This window comes from Lysinibacillus sphaericus, assembly GCF_001629735.1.
Taxonomy (GTDB): domain Bacteria; phylum Bacillota; class Bacilli; order Bacillales_A; family Planococcaceae; genus Lysinibacillus; species Lysinibacillus pinottii.
Genome location: NZ_CP015224.1, coordinates 1317843 through 1334190 on the forward strand (window position 1 = coordinate 1317843; position 16348 = coordinate 1334190).

The 16348-nt window shown below is 38.8% G+C and carries 18 protein-coding genes; 15 read left to right on the forward strand and 3 right to left on the reverse strand.

The features are described 5' to 3' along the window. The first annotated feature begins 198 nt into the window (after positions 1-198). Positions 199-1368 carry a c-type cytochrome biogenesis protein CcsB gene (gene ccsB / locus A2J09_RS06455; RefSeq protein ID WP_031419871.1) on the forward strand — a complete coding sequence of 390 codons (1170 nt, stop codon included), beginning with the start codon at positions 199-201 and terminating at the stop codon, positions 1366-1368. 122 nt (positions 1369-1490) lie between these two features. Then, the gene (locus A2J09_RS06460; protein WP_031419870.1) at positions 1491-1901 is read left to right on the forward strand and encodes a hypothetical protein; all 411 of its coding nucleotides are present in this window, start codon (positions 1491-1493) and stop codon (positions 1899-1901) included. 61 nt (positions 1902-1962) lie between these two features. On the opposite strand, the gene A2J09_RS06465 is transcribed toward A2J09_RS06460, so the two are convergent. From A2J09_RS06465 to A2J09_RS06475, 3 genes are all read right to left on the reverse strand, one after another. Then, positions 1963-2163, reverse strand: a complete 201-nt coding sequence (locus A2J09_RS06465) for a cold-shock protein (RefSeq protein WP_012294314.1) — start codon at positions 2161-2163, stop codon at positions 1963-1965. A gap of 214 nt (positions 2164-2377) precedes the next feature. Then, positions 2378-3004 (reverse strand): response regulator transcription factor, encoded by a 627-nt coding sequence (locus A2J09_RS06470; RefSeq protein ID WP_012294315.1) that lies wholly within the window; start codon positions 3002-3004, stop codon positions 2378-2380. Next, on the reverse strand, positions 2979-5177 hold the full coding sequence (locus tag A2J09_RS06475; RefSeq protein WP_012294316.1) for a sensor histidine kinase: 2199 nt from the start codon (positions 5175-5177) through the stop codon (positions 2979-2981). The genes A2J09_RS06470 and A2J09_RS06475 overlap by 26 nt, the downstream gene beginning before the upstream one ends. Positions 5178-5366: 189 nt before the next feature. On the opposite strand from A2J09_RS06475, the gene A2J09_RS06480 reads away from it, so the two are divergent. The 13 genes from A2J09_RS06480 to A2J09_RS06540 all read left to right on the forward strand — a co-directional run bounded on the left by A2J09_RS06480 (position 5367) and on the right by A2J09_RS06540 (position 16348). Then, positions 5367-6290 (forward strand): hypothetical protein, encoded by a 924-nt coding sequence (locus A2J09_RS06480; RefSeq protein WP_036161557.1) that lies wholly within the window; start codon positions 5367-5369, stop codon positions 6288-6290. Between the two features lie 78 nt (positions 6291-6368). Then, entirely contained in the window at positions 6369-7346 is a 978-nt protein-coding gene (locus A2J09_RS06485) for a thymidylate synthase (protein ID WP_012294318.1), read from the forward strand. Between the two features lie 178 nt (positions 7347-7524). After that, a complete protein-coding gene (locus tag A2J09_RS06490) occupies positions 7525-7713 on the forward strand; it encodes a hypothetical protein (protein WP_012294319.1) in 189 nt (62 codons plus the stop codon). Positions 7714-7757: 44 nt separating this feature from the next. After that, a complete protein-coding gene (locus tag A2J09_RS06495; protein ID WP_031419865.1) occupies positions 7758-7964 on the forward strand; it encodes a hypothetical protein in 207 nt (68 codons plus the stop codon). Between the two features lie 114 nt (positions 7965-8078). Then, positions 8079-8492, forward strand: coding sequence for an Rrf2 family transcriptional regulator (locus A2J09_RS06500; RefSeq protein ID WP_012294321.1), 414 nt, complete (start codon positions 8079-8081; stop codon positions 8490-8492). 71 nt (positions 8493-8563) lie between these two features. Further along, entirely contained in the window at positions 8564-9193 is a 630-nt protein-coding gene (locus A2J09_RS06505) for an NAD(P)-dependent oxidoreductase (RefSeq protein WP_012294322.1), read from the forward strand. 284 nt (positions 9194-9477) lie between these two features. Beyond that, the gene (aspA, locus tag A2J09_RS06510) at positions 9478-10899 is read left to right on the forward strand and encodes an aspartate ammonia-lyase (RefSeq protein WP_012294323.1); all 1422 of its coding nucleotides are present in this window, start codon (positions 9478-9480) and stop codon (positions 10897-10899) included. Positions 10900-11057: 158 nt separating this feature from the next. After that, positions 11058-12302: a methyl-accepting chemotaxis protein gene (locus A2J09_RS06515; protein ID WP_031419862.1), complete on the forward strand. Its 1245-nt coding sequence runs from the start codon at positions 11058-11060 to the stop codon at positions 12300-12302. A 467-nt stretch (positions 12303-12769) separates the two neighbouring features. After that, positions 12770-13072, forward strand: a complete 303-nt coding sequence (gene ureA, locus A2J09_RS06520) for an urease subunit gamma (protein WP_012294325.1) — start codon at positions 12770-12772, stop codon at positions 13070-13072. 14 nt (positions 13073-13086) lie between these two features. Then, positions 13087-13455 carry an urease subunit beta gene (locus A2J09_RS06525; RefSeq protein ID WP_012294326.1) on the forward strand — a complete coding sequence of 123 codons (369 nt, stop codon included), beginning with the start codon at positions 13087-13089 and terminating at the stop codon, positions 13453-13455. Then, positions 13452-15167, forward strand: coding sequence for an urease subunit alpha (ureC, locus tag A2J09_RS06530; RefSeq protein ID WP_012294327.1), 1716 nt, complete (start codon positions 13452-13454; stop codon positions 15165-15167). The genes A2J09_RS06525 and ureC overlap by 4 nt, the downstream gene beginning before the upstream one ends. Before the next feature lie 52 nt (positions 15168-15219). After that, positions 15220-15666, forward strand: a complete 447-nt coding sequence (locus A2J09_RS06535; protein WP_012294328.1) for an urease accessory protein UreE — start codon at positions 15220-15222, stop codon at positions 15664-15666. Continuing rightward, complete coding sequence (locus A2J09_RS06540; protein WP_227256840.1) at positions 15608-16348, forward strand: urease accessory protein UreF; 741 nt, start codon at positions 15608-15610, stop codon at positions 16346-16348. Before A2J09_RS06535 ends, A2J09_RS06540 begins: the two co-directional genes overlap by 59 nt.

The window sequence follows — 16348 nt, forward strand, 5'->3', positions numbered from 1 at the left end:
TCTTTTATGGTTAGAATATGACCGTTTCTTCAGATAAACAAGACCTTGTCAAATATCTTATGATTTGTTTCGTCATAAAAATGTAACAATTCTTAAAAATAAAAAAATTTAAAAGGAAATTATGGCACTTCCTGTCATCCGAAGCGTTCTTATTATTTGGAAGCAAATTCCGTATTAAAAGACGTTGGAGGGATTCCGTTGAATCAAGAAACCTTATTAGCCATTAGTAGTAATGCCTTATTTTTTGCCTTCATCCTATTACTGATTGCCATTGTGCCATTAGGACTTGCTGTCAAATCGAAGGGGAAGATGTTTGGTCAGTTTGGTATACTCCTTACCTCTGTTGCCTTTGTCCTACAGCTCGTTTATTTTGTGGTGAGATGGGTAGCTGTAGAACATGCACCCGTCAGCAATATGTACGAATTTATGACGTTCTTTGGCATCATGCTCACAGGGAGTTATCTCATCATCCATTTTTTATACAAGCAACTTGTTGTGGGCTTATTTACAATTCCTGTGTCCTTAATCATTCTTGGCTATGGAAGCGTTTTCGCAAAAGAAGTGTCACCACTCGTTCCGTCTTTACAAAGTCACTGGTTAACTATACATGTGATGACCGTCGCTTTTTCCAGTGCTATTTTATCGGTGTCCTTTGCCACTGGATTAATATTTTTATTAAAAACATTGGATGTTTCCAAAAAATCCATCAGTACATATTCGTTAGAATTCGTCTTGTATTGCTTGGTTGTCGTAATTGGATTTATCGGCATTTCGACTTTTTTCAGCCTTGCAGCGGATGACGTACAGGTACAATTCGAAAATGCTCAAGGTCAGTCAGAAAAAGTAATCTATTCCATGAAACCCTTGATTGTGAATAAAGGAGCGGTCACAGAAACTGGTGATGCGGTTGGATTCATCCAAATGACAAATAAAATAGATGCTAAAAAGTTCAATTCAATTGTCTGGGCATTTATGATTGGTACGGTCCTCTATGCTGCCATTCGTCTGGTCACAAGAAAATCGGTGAGTGCCATATTAAAGCCATGGACAAGTCGCGTACAGCCACAATTAATGGATGAAATCTCCTATCGAGCAGTTGTCATAGGCTTCCCGTTATTCGCATTAGGTGGACTGTTGTTTGCCATGATTTGGGCACAAATAGCTTGGAGTCGTTACTGGGGATGGGACCCTAAAGAAGTTTGGGCATTGATTACTTTTTTATTTTACGCAGCCTTTCTTCATTTCCGTTTATCCAAAGGCTGGGAAGGAGAGAAAACAGCATGGCTTGCCATTATTGGCTTCGGTATCATCGTGTTTAACCAAGTGTTTGTTAATCTAGTGATTGCAGGCTTGCATTCTTATGCGTAGGAACTCCTTTTCTTATTTGCAACAGGACCCCGCTCCTAAGTGAATGAGGGAGCCACTCATTCAGATAGATGGCGTGCTTCGAAGTATTCAAGCTAAGCCATACTTATGAAAGGAAAATTGCGATGAAGATGTCCTTTTTTCTAAAATTGAATATGGTTAGTCTGCTGTATGGTTTGATTTTCTTTCTATCTATGGCCTTACAACTCAATTATTATCGACTACTACGACTTACGGGCTGGGCAGGGGATAAGTTGGATCTTTTCCTTCTTATTGTTCAATTAGTGGGGCTTATTGTAGCGACGATATTTATGTATAGGCTCTCAGTTACATGGCTTGGGCATCGTCGATGGGTTTATGCAACAATGATTTTATGGTTCCCGTATACTGTGATGTTCACAATGATTTTTGCCTATCTGTTTCCTATTTCCCATCGAGGAGATATGCCAGTCCCAGTGCAAGGACTTATCCTGTTGGTCATGCTTGGGGGATACCCGTTGTATATTGCCATCATAAGTCTTACTGCGAGAACATGAAAAAAGAGACATCCAATTTAAGGATGTCTCTTTTCATTTGCTCGTCTATGTGAGGTGAATATTATAGTTTCACTACATTCGTTGCTTGAGGTCCACGGTTGCCTTCTTCTACGCCGAATTCAACTTTTTGGCCCTCTTCTAAAGTTTTGAAGCCATCTGTTTGGATAGCTGAGAAATGTACGAATACATCATTGCCACCTTCCACTGCGATGAAGCCAAAACCTTTTTCTGCGTTAAACCATTTTACTGTCCCTTGTGTCATGTAAACACCCTCCCAAAAAAATTCAACAATCAATTTCTTCAATACATATAAAAAGCGTATTCCCTTTGAATACTCGTTTTTAATCGTAGCAATGAAGTAATGTAATTATTAGTTTTATTATAGTACAGAATTGTTTGTATATCCAGTAAATTCCGTTTTTAGTAAGAAAAAATTTACAATTGTAATCTATTAGTAATGAAACGATCTTCTAGCATTAGTCAATCCATGCCTTTTCCTTTGCAACAATCACTGCCTCCGCACGAGATTCAACGTTTAATTTAACGAATAGCTTGGACAAATAATTCTCAACGGTTCTTTGGGTAACACCGATGGCAGATGCAATGGCTTTATTTGTACAGCCTTGAGCCACGAGCTGTAAAATCTCCTGTTCTTTATCACTGAGCAATACTTCCTGGCGGCTATTCGGCAAGTTAGAGCGTTGCTGGACAAAGTCTAAGAAGTCTGCCGCCAGTAAAATTTCACCACGAAGGGCAGCTTGAATGGTTTGAATGACTTGCTCTTTGGTTGCCAGCTTTGATAATAAACCGTCGATCTTTTTCTCAATTAATAGCTCATAATAATCAGAAAGCTCGTAGCCTGTATATAAAATAATGAGGGCATCTGGTTGTTTTTTCTTAATCATTTCGGCAAGTTGGATACCGTTGATGGGTTTCATATTAATATCAATGAGAAATAACTGAAAGGCTTCTGTATCCATTCTTCGTATAACTGCTGTACTATCCTGTTCGGTTTCAATCTGGACATTGACTAAATCCTGTAACAATGTTTTTGTACCATCTAAAACGACAGGATGGTCATCTATAATAAGTATGTTCATCATATGAATCCCCGTCCTCTTGTATTTGAATAAAAATATGCATGCCTTCATTATGGCTAGATTGGATGGTAATGTCCCCATTAAAGGCACGGACACGCTCACGAATTCCATTGATGCCCATAGAAGCGGAAGACTGAATTAAATCCTCTATATTACAGCCTACACCGTTATCATCATATTGAAGAATAAAGCCTTGAGGTATCGCTTGAAGGATTAAAGACACTTCTGTGGCATTGGCATGTTTAATCGCATTATTTAATAGCTCCTGTACTAGGCGATAGACGACTAGATGGAGTGTGACATCCTTAAATTCTACTCGTTCAATTTGAGAGCTTACTAAAAAATTGGCTCGTATTTTTACCTTTTGAATTAATTTTTTTAAGGCCATTTGTAAGCCAAAGGTATCCAATAGGGGCGGGCTTAAATTCTCACAATATTCCCGTAAATCCTTTGTGGCATTCAGGAGCTGTTCACGAATATCCAAAATGGTTTCCCTTTGAATTATAGGGGTGCCAGCGAGGACATCAAGTTCTCTTGCTAAATGTAGCTGCTCCTGCAAAACCGTATCATGTAGTTCCTGTGCTAAAATACTCTTTTCCTTCTCAATGATATTCCATAATAGTTTATCAAGCCAAGGAAGGGGTGTATCACTCGTATTTTTCATTTGTTGAACTTCAAGTACTAAATCTTCAATTTGCTGTAAATTATTAATAGACATTGAAACATATAGTGCAAGTAGCTCGAGCCACAGCAGTTCTTCCTTTTGTAGCGCATGCTTAATTTCTAACACTATTTTTTCGTCACCTGCATCATGTAGCAGCAATTGAGTATAGTGGGTTTCGGGCAGGGGAGCAGGTGTATCTTCTGTGACTATGCTTATGTTGAAGGCTGTCGTGCCTAGCTTTTCGGTGATTTCATACTTAAAGCGCTCCAGTAAATCTTGTTGATTTTTAGCCTTCCCCATACGTTGAACGGCGGCATATAAATTATGTACATAATTTCCAGTAGAAGAAAAAATAATTTTTCGATACTTAAAATCAATACGTTCCTTTATATAAAAACTAGCCATCATCACCATGAAAACTAGTAAAAAAATACTTGTAACATGCACTATGGATAATTGTCCCATAAACAAAAGAGCTATACCTGTCGTCAGTAGGAGAGCACTGAAAAACGCCAGAGTCGAATAATAACGTAATCGAGATAATTGGTATTCAATATCAAATAATCGTTCGTTCACTTGGATGAACAGAAATGAAAAAGGTATAAATAATAAAAATAACGAGGCTATGTCAGCGTGTAATAACGGCTTATGCCCTAAAATTTCAGGTGTCACGAAAAACATCAGAAATGGTAAAAACGGAATGATAAAGGCAATGGCAATCAACCGAATTTTAGCCAATTTTGTGCGCAAATAACTCGTTAATAAAATATAAATAGCATATAGCACAAGGATGGCGAATATACCTAAGTTCAGGAGAGGGGTAATCTCTCGGAATGACGGTTTTAAGCCTTCCAATAAGTAACAACCTGGGATGATGAATGGTGAAAAATACAGCCACTTGCTGTCCATATAAGTCCATTGAATTTGAAGATAATGGAAAAAATGCTGTAAAAAATGAATGAAAAGCACCATGCATAAAATAATACCTATACCAATAACTACTTGGCCAATGAGATTGCCCCTTGCTGATGCCCCTGTACTAATATAAGCCAAGGAGCAGGTTAATAAAAATAACGTCAATAAAAATGTTGGAGGGTTATCCTTGTTGCGTCGCCATAAATAAATAGCTACACCGAAAGCGAGAAGAAAATAGAAAATCGGGAATAGAATTTGCAAATATAATTCTTCTGGCATATCTATATGTCTCACATCAACTGTTTGAATCATCCCATCAGACTTTTGGATAGTTAGTTGTTTGGCACTTCTAATCAGTGAGAATAATTGCACAGAGCGATTTTCCCAGGAAGGTTGCCCATCAATGGCTAGAACAATATCACCCTGTTCAATATTTTGTTGAGAAGCCCAGGAAGAATAGTAGCTATCCATAATAGCTGCTTGCCCGCTTGTCGTATCAAGGGTGAGACTAATAAAAGGTGTTTTTATGGCAATTGCTAATACGTAGGTGCCGAGCATTAAATAGGTAAGAAAAATACCATATGTCCATTTTTTCATTATGAAACCTCTGTTTGTTAGATGATAATAAACTCCTATATATTATCGCTAATTATTGATAAATTTGGAATACCGAAATATAGGCTTTCGGAAAACCACTATTGCGTTTTCGGAATGACGAAATAGTTTTTTCGGACATGGCTATGATAGTGTAAATTTAATAATTATGACGAAAAGGGGGACTTTTACGTGAAAAAAGGCGTTTTAACACTGATTCTTTTTTTCTTGATTGCGTTGATTACGAGCCCATTGACCACGAAGGCTAAGATGGTTAATGAAGATAAAGTGGAAGTTGAAATTTGTCTAATCGGTAGTGATAACCATTTTGTTTATAAAATTCCAAAGAGATTACATAAAGATATCCCATATACGGAGATGAGAAATGGCATTCAAGCATCCCTAGCCAGCCATTGGGAAATTGAAGAGGCTCGTTACGATACCAATAAATCAGATGTATCCTATACCTTTTACATTCAGGATCTATTTCAAGAAAAACAAGATGGACAGCTAAAAGTAGCCATTCCTTATAGTATTTTGGTAGGAATGTTTGGCGAGCAAGATCCAATTCAATTGAAAATTTTAGCGAGTAAATTATCGAATTGGACGGTGAATACGAAGGATTGGGCAGCACTCGGTTTTATGGAGCCTTTTCCTTTTTTAAGTGAACGTCAATATGTGTATGAAGGAGCCGTTAATGATTTATTAAACCAAAGAGTCGGTCATTTTGATGGTACGATACAGAAACTTCCATTTATCCTTTATGCGGTCATTTATTTTAGTTTTATGGTGGTTCAATTGCTTGCTTGTTTTATTTTATCGAGACGGTTAAAAAGGAAAGTCATCGACAATCCAGCCAATTTACATCAGTTCCGTAAGCTAAATTACATGTATCAATCATTGCCAATCATGATTATTGTTGCGCAAATTGTATTCCTTGTTTTTTCGGGGCTGATTACAGCATTCGGTCTATATTTTAGTCCAGGCATCGATTTATTAGTGATTGTAGGCCCTGTTTTATTAAATATTATTTTGCTTCCTACCTTTTTTGTCACGACAGAGAATGAGATTTCGAGAGAGCTGAAGAACTCTTCCTCTCATTCAGGCTTACAATGAAATAATTTCTTCATACGAAAATCCGGGATGAAATGGTATAATGGTCAACAGCAAACTGGAAGGAGCTGTTGAAGAAAAATGACGCATCCAGAAATGGCGTACTTAAATTTACTACAACATATATTAGAAAATGGCACGAAAAAAGAGGATCGAACTGGGACGGGGACATATAGCGTCTTTGGTTATCAAATGCGTTTTGATTTAAGCAAAGGGTTTCCACTTTTAACGACAAAGCGCGTACCTTTTAAGCTTGTCGCGAGCGAATTGTTATGGTTCATTAAAGGGGATACGAATATCCGTTATCTATTGCAACATAATAATCATATTTGGGATGAATGGGCATTTAAAAGATGGGTGGAATCAGATGATTATACTGGCCCGGATATGACCGATTTTGGTCGACGTTGTTTAGTCGATGACGCATTTAATACCATGTACCAACAAGAGTTAGCCTCTTTTTGTGAGCGTGTTTTAGCCGATGATGATTTTGCTCAAAAATATGGAGAGCTTGGTAATGTCTATGGCAAGCAATGGCGTCATTGGTCAACTTCTACTGGGGAAAGTATCGACCAGTTACAGGATGTCATTCATCAAATAAAGCATAATCCAGATTCACGTCGGATTATTGTCAATGCGTGGAACCCTGAGGATGTAATCAATGCAGGTGCGAAGGGCAGTAAAGCCGCATTGCCACCATGTCATGTTATGTTCCAATTTTATGTATCTAATGGCAAATTAAGCTGTCAGCTTATGCAAAGAAGCTTAGACACTTTATTAGGCTGTCCTTTTAATATAGCTTCTTACGCATTGTTAACTCATTTAATTGCACATGAGTGTGGATTAGAGGTGGGTGAATTTATTCATAGCATTGGGGATGCTCATATTTATGCGAACCATGTAGAACAAGTAAAAGAACAGCTTGCTCGGGAGCCAAAGGACCTACCGACATTACACATCAATCCAAATAAAACTTCGATTTTTGATATCGAGCTTGAGGATTTATCAATCGAGGGCTATGACCCACATCCCGCTATTAAAGCGCCGATTGCCGTCTAACATAAGCAGCAGCCAGTTTGGCTGCTGTTTTTTAGGCTCAATAAGTAGGTCAAAATATATGTTTTACTAAATAGGCTAGCAGTTGGATGACTGATTGCTAGGAACTTGATTATAGTAATTGTGGGATTGTTAGCATGATTTGAAATGGAATGTCGGTCAAATTTATGGTAGAGGTGAAATGGTGAAGAAAACAACAGTACTTCAAGTGGAAGATAATCCCCAACAGTCTAATCATCTAGAACGAAAAATGGTTTCCGAGCAAAAGGCGCAGGACGCTCACACTTCCCATTTATCCCGGCAACAACTTTTCGACATGATGCAAGTGATTGAAGAAATTCGTATGAAAGGCTATAAAGAAAGACTATAAATGTAAGCGCCTTCTAAGCTATAATAGCTGTGGAGGTGTTTTTTATGAACGTAATCTTTCTAGATTCAGTCACGGGCGATGAATTATTACACATGGTTTCACACGATGTGGCAGGTATACTTGCGGCTGTACAGGGAGAAAGTGTGACTTTTCCGGTAGGTCATTTTAAATATGAATTTCATAATTTAGATTTTTATGAGGACAATGGGCAAATACGACAGGAGCTAGTGATATATGTAAATAAAATCTAAGTTGTATGTATAATGACATGAAGAAACGTAAAAATAAAGACAGGTAGTGAAAAACAAAGTGCTTGCTTTTTTACTTACCTGTAACTATAATGGTTACAACAGGTGGTGATACATATGGTGAACAGTCGATTTTCGGTGGCGATCCATATTCTTTCGCTAATTGCTACAACATCTGATAAAAGCTTACTTACATCGGACTTTATCGCTGGGAGTGTAAATACAAATCCAGTGGTCGTAAGACGAATGATTGGTGTTCTGAAAAAGGCAGGATTACTTTTATCACATTCCGGGGTTGCAGGGTACGAGCTTTTAGTGGAGCCAAAGAATTTAACACTTTTAGCAATTTATCAAGCAATCAATGGGCCAGAACAGCTTTTTGCAATTCATGATGAGCCAAATCCAGCGTGTGCAGTGGGACGAGAAATCCAACATACTTTGGAAGATGTGTATACATCTATTTGGCAGGCAATGGAAGCACAGCTACACGCACAAACTTTGCAGGATGTGCTAGATCAGCTTCGTACTTAAGCGAAGATGGTCTTTCTGTATCTAACCTGTAACTAAAATAGTTACAACTATAATTTAAGGAGGAACATACAATGAAAATTGCTGTCATTGGTGCAACAGGTAAAGCAGGACAAAAAATAGTAGAGGAAGCGGTGCAACGTGGTCATGAAGTAACAGCCATCGTTCGTTCTGCAGCAAAAGTAACAACAGCTATCCCCGTAATTGAAAAAGACGTGTTTCATTTAACGCAAGAAGAAATGAAAGGCTTCGATGTAGTGGTGAATGCGTTTGGCGCACCAGCAGGTCAGGAGGATTTACATGTGAAAGCTGGTCGTCATTTAATCGAAATTTTTAAAGGCATTGATACAAGATTATTTGTTGTCGGAGGGGCAGGCAGCCTTTTTGTAGACCCTGAAAAACAAATTCGTGTGATGGAAACACCAGATTTCCCAGCTTTGTACCTAGCAACTGCGCAAAATCAAGGACAAAACCTACAGGATCTACAACAATCTGCTATCCATTGGACATTTTTAAGTCCGTCTGCATTTTTTGATCCAGAAGGTCCACGTACAGGTCACTATACAGCAGGGGTAGATCATTTATTAGTAAATGAAGCTGGTGAAAGTTATGTAAGCTACGCAGATTATGCAGTGGCAGTATTGGATGAGCTTGAAAATCCTCAACATCAAAATAGCCGTTTTACTGTCACATCGAATAAATAATAGAAGAAGGAACAAACCAATAGAATGGACCTAGTCGGTTATTCTATTGGTTTTTTTGCATAATTGCTGAACGAGACAGTAGCTGTTGTAATACGATCTCAAACAGTTGCCTAATTATTTTGGTAATCGGCTAATAATGCTAGGGCATTATTAAAATGTGCTCGGTTTTTAGCGATTTCTTTGCTTTTTTGAAGGATTTTTTTCGTTTACAGAAAAATGACTGTTTACAATACGACTTTTATTAGCTACTATCAAGTGTGAGTATTACATAAAAGGAGACGACAATGATGTCAACACAACGTATAGAAAAAGATTTTTTAGGTGAGCGCGTATTACCAGCAGAGGCTTATTACGGAATTCAAACATTACGTGCAACGGAAAACTTCCCGATTACAGGCTACACAATTCACTCTTCACTTATTAAAGCGATGGGGATTGTGAAGAAAGCAGCTGCTTTAAGTAATATGGAAGTACACCTATTATCAAAAGAAATTGGTGAGGCAATTGTCGAAGCAGCACAAGAAGTAATTGATGGCAAATGGGATGCAGAATTCCTTGTAGACCCAATCCAAGGTGGAGCAGGAACATCCATCAATATGAATGCCAACGAAGTCATCGCCAACCGTGCCCTAGAAATTTTAGGAAAAGAAAAGGGTGACTATCATACAGTAAGTCCAAACAGTCATGTCAATATGTCACAATCAACAAACGATGCTTTCCCAACAGCTATTCATATCGCTGTGTTAAATTTAATAGATGAATTATTAGAAACGATGGATTATATGCAATCTGTTTTCCATCAAAAAGCAGAGCAATTTGCACATGTCATTAAAATGGGACGTACGCACTTACAGGACGCTGTGCCAATTCGCTTAGGACAAGAGTTCGAAGCTTATTGCCGTGTCATCAACCGTGATATTGTACGTATTCGTCAAACACGTCCAAACTTATATGATGTAAATATGGGCGCTACTGCTGTAGGAACAGGTTTAAATGCCTTCCCAGATTATATTAAATCTGTCGATGAGCACCTTGCAGAAATCTCTGGTTTACCATTAAAAGGTGCGACACATTTAGTTGATGCTACACAAAATACAGATGCTTATACAGAAGTATCGGGTGCGTTGAAAATTTGTATGATTAATATGTCGAAAATTGCTAATGACTTACGCTTAATGGCTTCTGGTCCACGTGCCGGCTTAGGGGAAATCCTTTTACCAGCTCGTCAACCAGGTTCTTCTATCATGCCGGGTAAAGTGAACCCTGTTATGCCAGAAGTACTGAACCAAGTGGCTTTCCAAGTAATTGGTAACGACCATACAATTTCATTAGCTTCTGAAGCTGGTCAATTAGAGTTAAATGTTATGGAGCCTGTTTTAGTATTTAACCTTATCCAATCTATCAGCATTATGAATAATGTCTTCCGTGCGTTTACAGAAAACTGCTTAAAAGATATCGAAGCAAATGAAGAACGTATGAAAGAATATGTAGAGAAAAGTGTAGGGGTACTAACTGCTGTGAACCCTCATATTGGCTATGAAGTTGCTGCTCGTCTTGCGCGTGAAGCGATTCTAACAGGTCGTTCAATCCGTGAACTTTGTATTGAAGCGGGTGTCTTAACAAATGAACAGCTAGACCTAATTTTAGACCCATATGAAATGACACACCCAGGTATCGCTGGCTCTAGCATCATGAATTTAAAATAATGGTAAGGACTGTAGATATGCCTTCGTGGCTGTCTACGGTCTTTTTTATGGAGATTTAGACCTTTATTCTTATGAAAAGGGGGCTTTTTCTTATGTTTTTAGGATTATTCAACTATAATAATGGTATGGAAGTAATATTTTAGTTGGAGGAATTTGTTATGAGTTTACGAAATAAGAGTTTACTTGGCTTTTCAGCTTTAAATGTGTTAATGATTATTATTTTATTTTTAGATTTGGCCAATGTAACAACATTAGAATGGCTTGCAACTGTTTTAACCATTTTAGGAATTGTCCTTACACTTTCGTACACGGTCTATGTCCATTTTAAAGTGATACAGCCCATCAAACAGCTGACGGAGGCTGCACAAGGGATTACTACTGGCAAATTAGATACAGTTGTCATTGAGGTACATGACAAAGGTGAAATCTCTCAGCTAGCACAATCTTTTTTAGACATGAAAAATCAATTACGAACAATGACGCAAAAAATTGCGAATAGCTCTACAGATTTATCGACGAGTATTGAAGAATTATCAGCAAGTACAAATGAAATTACGCTAGCTGTGGAAGAAGTAGACCAACAGATAGAGAAAACATCGGATGGCTTGAAGCAAGCTGCACAATCCGCTAGTGATAGTGCCCAAGCTATGCAAGAAACTGTTGATGGAATTGAACGAATTACGGTAGCTACACAGGATGTTTTTAGTCATGCCAAAGAGGCGAATGAGGTTGCTGGAAACGGGGTAAGCATTTTACATGTAGCGAAAGAACAGATGCAATATATTTCATCGTCAACAGAGATAACTAGTGGTCTTATGCAGCAGCTATCCACTAAAATGTCAGATATTAAATCGATGACTGATATGATTACAGCGATTACAGATCAAACGAATTTATTAGCTTTAAATGCTGCCATAGAAGCAGCAAGGGCGGGAGAACATGGTAAAGGCTTTGCAGTAGTGGCCGAAGAGGTGCGCCAATTAGCTGAGCAATCGAAGCAATCTGCTACGCAAATCGTTGACTTAGTCGTAGGTATTGAACATGATACAAAACAAGTCGCTTCCTCTGTGGACGAGGATTTGAAAAATGTTCAGCAAGGTGTTTATGTCATTGATGAGGCGACAAAATCATTTGGGACAATCTCTCAGCATGTAAGTCGAATGAATAACCAGCTTGAAGACATTTCCGCAACAGCTGAACAGCTCGCTAGTAGCGCTAATGAGGTGGCATCAACCGTCATAACGATTGCGGATGGAATGGGCAGATTATCGAATTATACAGAGGCTGTTTTGCAATCAATGGATGAGCAAACTGCGTCTATGCAAGCTGTCAATCACGTCACACAGGATTTAAGCATACAAGCTGATGATTTACAAAAATTAACAAATAAGTTTGGGGTATAAGATATAAGTGAAAAATTTCAAGGGTTTATAGCCCTGAAATAATAACCCTAATAACATAAAATTACAATTTTTTTAGTATAATTTTATTTTCACTTTACTCAACATGATAAGAGGCTTATTTACAGTTGACCGATTTTCTGTAAAATAAGCCTCTTTTTTTGTGAGTTATTTATAAAACTTGTAAATTCACAGATAAATAAAAATGTTGAATTTTTTAATGTAGTTTTTTATAATGGACTAGCTGTTACCTCTATTACTCACTTCAACTATTGCAACCCGCGTTTGCCGGGTCAACAAGTCATTTCTATTTCTCTTCGCATATCCCTTGCGAAATCATAATTTGTAAGACAACAATTATATGCTTAAAAACTAAATGGTTATTAAAAAGCACATGCAATTGAAAGGAAGTATGCTTCGAAAATTGTTATTGAAAGATAATTCTGAATATAGGAAAGAGAGAGATTAATTTGAAGCTATCACCAGTAGAACAAGAAAAACTACTCCTCCATGTAGCAGGAGAACTTGCGCTGAAAAGAAAAGCTCGCGGCTTAAAGTTGAATTATCCAGAAGCAGTTGCTCTTATTAGTAGTTTTATAATGGAGGGTGCTAGAGATGGAAAAACTGTTGCACAGCTAATGAGTGAGGCAAAGCATGTTCTGACAGCAGAGGACGTAATGGAGGGTGTCGGTGACATGATTTCAGATGTACAGGTGGAATGTACCTTCCCAGATGGTACGAAACTGGTCACAGTTCACCGTCCAATTCAGTAAAGGAGTGTGAGTAAATGATTCCTGGAGAAATCCGACCAAAGAAGGGTGTAATTGAAATCAATGTAGGCAGGGCAACCAAAAAGGTACTAGTAGCCAATACAGGAGATCGCCCGATTCAAGTAGGTTCACATTTTCATTTTATAGAAGTCAATAGATTTCTAGAATTTAATCGAGAAGATGCAATCGGTATGCATTTAAATATTCCATCGGGGACGGCCGTTCGCTTTGAACCTGGGGAAGAAAAAGAAGTAGAGCTTGTCGAATTTGGTGGTAAGCAGCATGTCTTTGGCTTAAATAAGCTAACAGAAGGGTCTACCCATCATAAAGATGAAATTTTAGACAAGGCAATTGAAGGCGGCTTTAAAGGAGCGGAAGAAAAATGAAGGTAACACATGAAGCTTACGCGAAAATGTTCGGTCCTACAGTTGGCGACAAATTGCGTTTAGCCGATACGGATTTGTGGGTCGAAATTGAGAAGGACTATACATCCTATGGAGATGAAGGTGTCTTTGGTGGTGGTAAATCATTGCGTGTTTCGATGGGGCAAAACGGTAAAAATACACGCAATGAAGGTGTGCTAGATACCGTCATCACAAACGTCGTCATCATTGATTATACGGGTATTGTGAAGGCTGATATCGGTATTAAAGATGGTCGAATTATTGGCATCGGCAAAGCTGGCAATCCGAATAGTATGGATGGTGTCGATCAGGACATGATTATCGGCGTAGGGACAGAGGTATATGCAGGTGAAGGGCTTATAGCTACAGCAGGTGCTATTGATACCCATATCCATTTCATCAGTCCCGATCAAGTAGAGACGGCCCTATTAGCAGGAACAACTACTTTTATTGGCGGCGGAACAGGACCAGCAGCAGGTTCAAAGGCGACAAGCTTAACTGCAGGTGAATGGCATCTACATCGCATGTTACAGGCCATGGAAGGCTTTCCAATCAATGTTGGACTACTTGGAAAAGGCAGTGCCTCAGACCCAGCACCAATTATCGAGCAAGTTCGTGCAGGTGCCATTGGTTTGAAAATTCATGAGGACTGGGGGGCAACACCTTCTGCACTAGACCAAAGCTTAACTGTTGCAGATGAATACGATATTCAAGTAGCCCTGCACTCCGATACATTAAATGAAGCAGGATTTGTAGAAGATACAATCAATGCCATCGGTGGCCGTGTTATTCATATTTTCCATACGGAAGGTGCTGGTGGTGGACACGCGCCAGACCAGCTAGTAATGGCATCTTTACCAAATATTTTGCCAGCTTCGACGAACCCTACGAAACCATTTACAACGAACACGATTGATGAGCATTTAGATATGCTGATGGTGTGCCATCACTTGAAGCATGATGTGCCAGAAGATGTCGCATTCGCAGATTCACGTATTCGTCCTGAAACGATTGCTGCAGAAGATATTATGCAGGACTTAGGAATCCTGAGCATTATGTCTTCGGATTCACAGGCGATGGGCCGTGTGGGAGAGGTGACGATTAGGACGTTCCAGACAGCAGACAAAATGAAAAAGCAACGTGGACCTTTACCACAGGATGAGGGCAAGGAGCATGATAATTACCGTGTCAAGCGCTATATGGCGAAGCTAAATATTAACCCAGCAATTGCACATGGTATTAGCCATGAAGTAGGTTCATTGGAAGAAGGAAAATTAGCCGATATCGTTTTATGGGACCCAGCATTCTTTGGCGTAAAGGCAGAAGTGGTCATCAAGGCTGGTATTGCCGTCTATGGGATTACGGGAGATCCAAATGCATCCATTCCAACACCACAGCCAATGAAAGGCCGTCAGACTTATGGCTTCTATGGACAGGGTCCTCAAAATTGTGGCATGACATTTTTACCAAAAATAGCTGTCGAAGAAGGTTTGCCAGAAAAATTAGGCTTGAAAAGAATGATTGGGACGGTTTCGAATTGCCGAAATATTCGCAAATCTGACATGAAACTAAATAGTGAGACGCCAGAAATAGATGTGAATCCAGAAACCTATGAAGTAAAAATTGATGGAGAATTAGCAACATGCGAGCCAGTGGATGTACTACCGATGGCTCAACGATATTTCTTATTCTAAGCAATTAAAGTGAGCGTAACAGCCAATAAAAAGACGATGAGGTGCTAAACATATGTTAATTGAAAAAATCATGGGGAACATTGCACACGAAGAAGAACATCATGAAAAGAAAACAGAGTGGATTGAACTAGAGTGGGAGGAATTAAGTAAACGAATTCTACGCACAGAAACAGATCAAGGTACAGACATTGCTTTACGTTTAGAAGGGGATGAACCATTAAAATATGGCGATTTATTATGGGAGGATGAACATCGTCGTATCGCCATCCGTACAAAATTAGAGCCTGTTATTGTTATAACGCCAAACGACATGCATGAAATGGGAAAATCAGCTTTCGAATTAGGGAATCGCCATACCCCTTGCCTAATTGAAAACAATGAAATCATCGTACGAGCGGATCATACGATTAATCCATTATTAGATGAAATAGGGGTGCACTATGAAACAACAGAAAGACGTTTCAAGCAGCCATTCAAATACCGTGGACACTCTCACTAATTTATCGATACTGCAACTATTGCAAATTCATGATTCGGCATTTCCAATAGGTTCTTATACACATTCCTATGGTATGGAAACGTATATTCAAGCAGATCTCATTCGCACAAAGGATCAATTAATCGAATTTTGTCAGGGCTATTTATTTCATAATTTAGTGCATGGAGATGCGATACTAATTCAAGAAGCATTCCACGCAGCAAAAGACAGAGATCTTGCTCGTCTTACAGAGCTGGATGAACTTTGTGGGGCTATGAAGCTGGCCAAAGAATCTAAAGAGGCGAGTGTAAACGTAGGGAAGCAATTTGTGCGAACGGTGACACCACTTATGGAATGCCCTTTTTTATTGCAATGGAAGGAGAAAATTGAGCGTGAAGAAGTGAAGGGACATTACGCTGTGCTTTATGGAATTTATTGCGAGGCACTTGGTGTCAATGTCTTTCACGCAGTGATGACCTTTATGTATGCTTCAATTAGCGGCTTAGTACAAAATGCTGTACGTGCTGTACCATTTGGTCAAAATACAGGTGTCCAAGCATTGAATGAGCTATTGATTTCGGTAGAAGAAGCAGCGCAAACAGTGATGTCGTTAACGATGGATGATTTAACGAATAATGCGTTAGGGATTGAATTGGCATCCATGAAACATGAGTTTTTATATTCCAGATTATTTATTTCATAG

Bases quoted from the DNA above. Each gene is read 5' to 3' on its own strand.
- A2J09_RS06460 (WP_031419870.1), top strand. From the start codon at position 1,491: ATGAAGATGTCCTTTTTTCTAAAATTGAATATGGTTAGTCTGCTGTAT.
- A2J09_RS06465 (WP_012294314.1), bottom strand. From the start codon at position 2,163: ATGACACAAGGGACAGTAAAATGGTTTAACGCAGAAAAAGGTTTTGGC.
- A2J09_RS06540 (WP_227256840.1), top strand. From the start codon at position 15,608: ATGAAACAACAGAAAGACGTTTCAAGCAGCCATTCAAATACCGTGGAC.
- A2J09_RS06515 (WP_031419862.1), top strand. From the start codon at position 11,058: ATGAGTTTACGAAATAAGAGTTTACTTGGCTTTTCAGCTTTAAATGTG.
- A2J09_RS06535 (WP_012294328.1), top strand. From the start codon at position 15,220: ATGTTAATTGAAAAAATCATGGGGAACATTGCACACGAAGAAGAACAT.
- A2J09_RS06500 (WP_012294321.1), top strand. From the start codon at position 8,079: ATGGTGAACAGTCGATTTTCGGTGGCGATCCATATTCTTTCGCTAATT.
- A2J09_RS06525 (WP_012294326.1), top strand. From the start codon at position 13,087: ATGATTCCTGGAGAAATCCGACCAAAGAAGGGTGTAATTGAAATCAAT.
- A2J09_RS06490 (WP_012294319.1), top strand. From the start codon at position 7,525: ATGGTGAAGAAAACAACAGTACTTCAAGTGGAAGATAATCCCCAACAG.
- aspA (WP_012294323.1), top strand. From the start codon at position 9,478: ATGATGTCAACACAACGTATAGAAAAAGATTTTTTAGGTGAGCGCGTA.
- A2J09_RS06495 (WP_031419865.1), top strand. From the start codon at position 7,758: ATGAACGTAATCTTTCTAGATTCAGTCACGGGCGATGAATTATTACAC.
- ureC (WP_012294327.1), top strand. From the start codon at position 13,452: ATGAAGGTAACACATGAAGCTTACGCGAAAATGTTCGGTCCTACAGTT.
- A2J09_RS06470 (WP_012294315.1), bottom strand. From the start codon at position 3,004: ATGATGAACATACTTATTATAGATGACCATCCTGTCGTTTTAGATGGT.
- A2J09_RS06505 (WP_012294322.1), top strand. From the start codon at position 8,564: ATGAAAATTGCTGTCATTGGTGCAACAGGTAAAGCAGGACAAAAAATA.
- A2J09_RS06475 (WP_012294316.1), bottom strand. From the start codon at position 5,177: ATGAAAAAATGGACATATGGTATTTTTCTTACCTATTTAATGCTCGGC.
- A2J09_RS06485 (WP_012294318.1), top strand. From the start codon at position 6,369: ATGACGCATCCAGAAATGGCGTACTTAAATTTACTACAACATATATTA.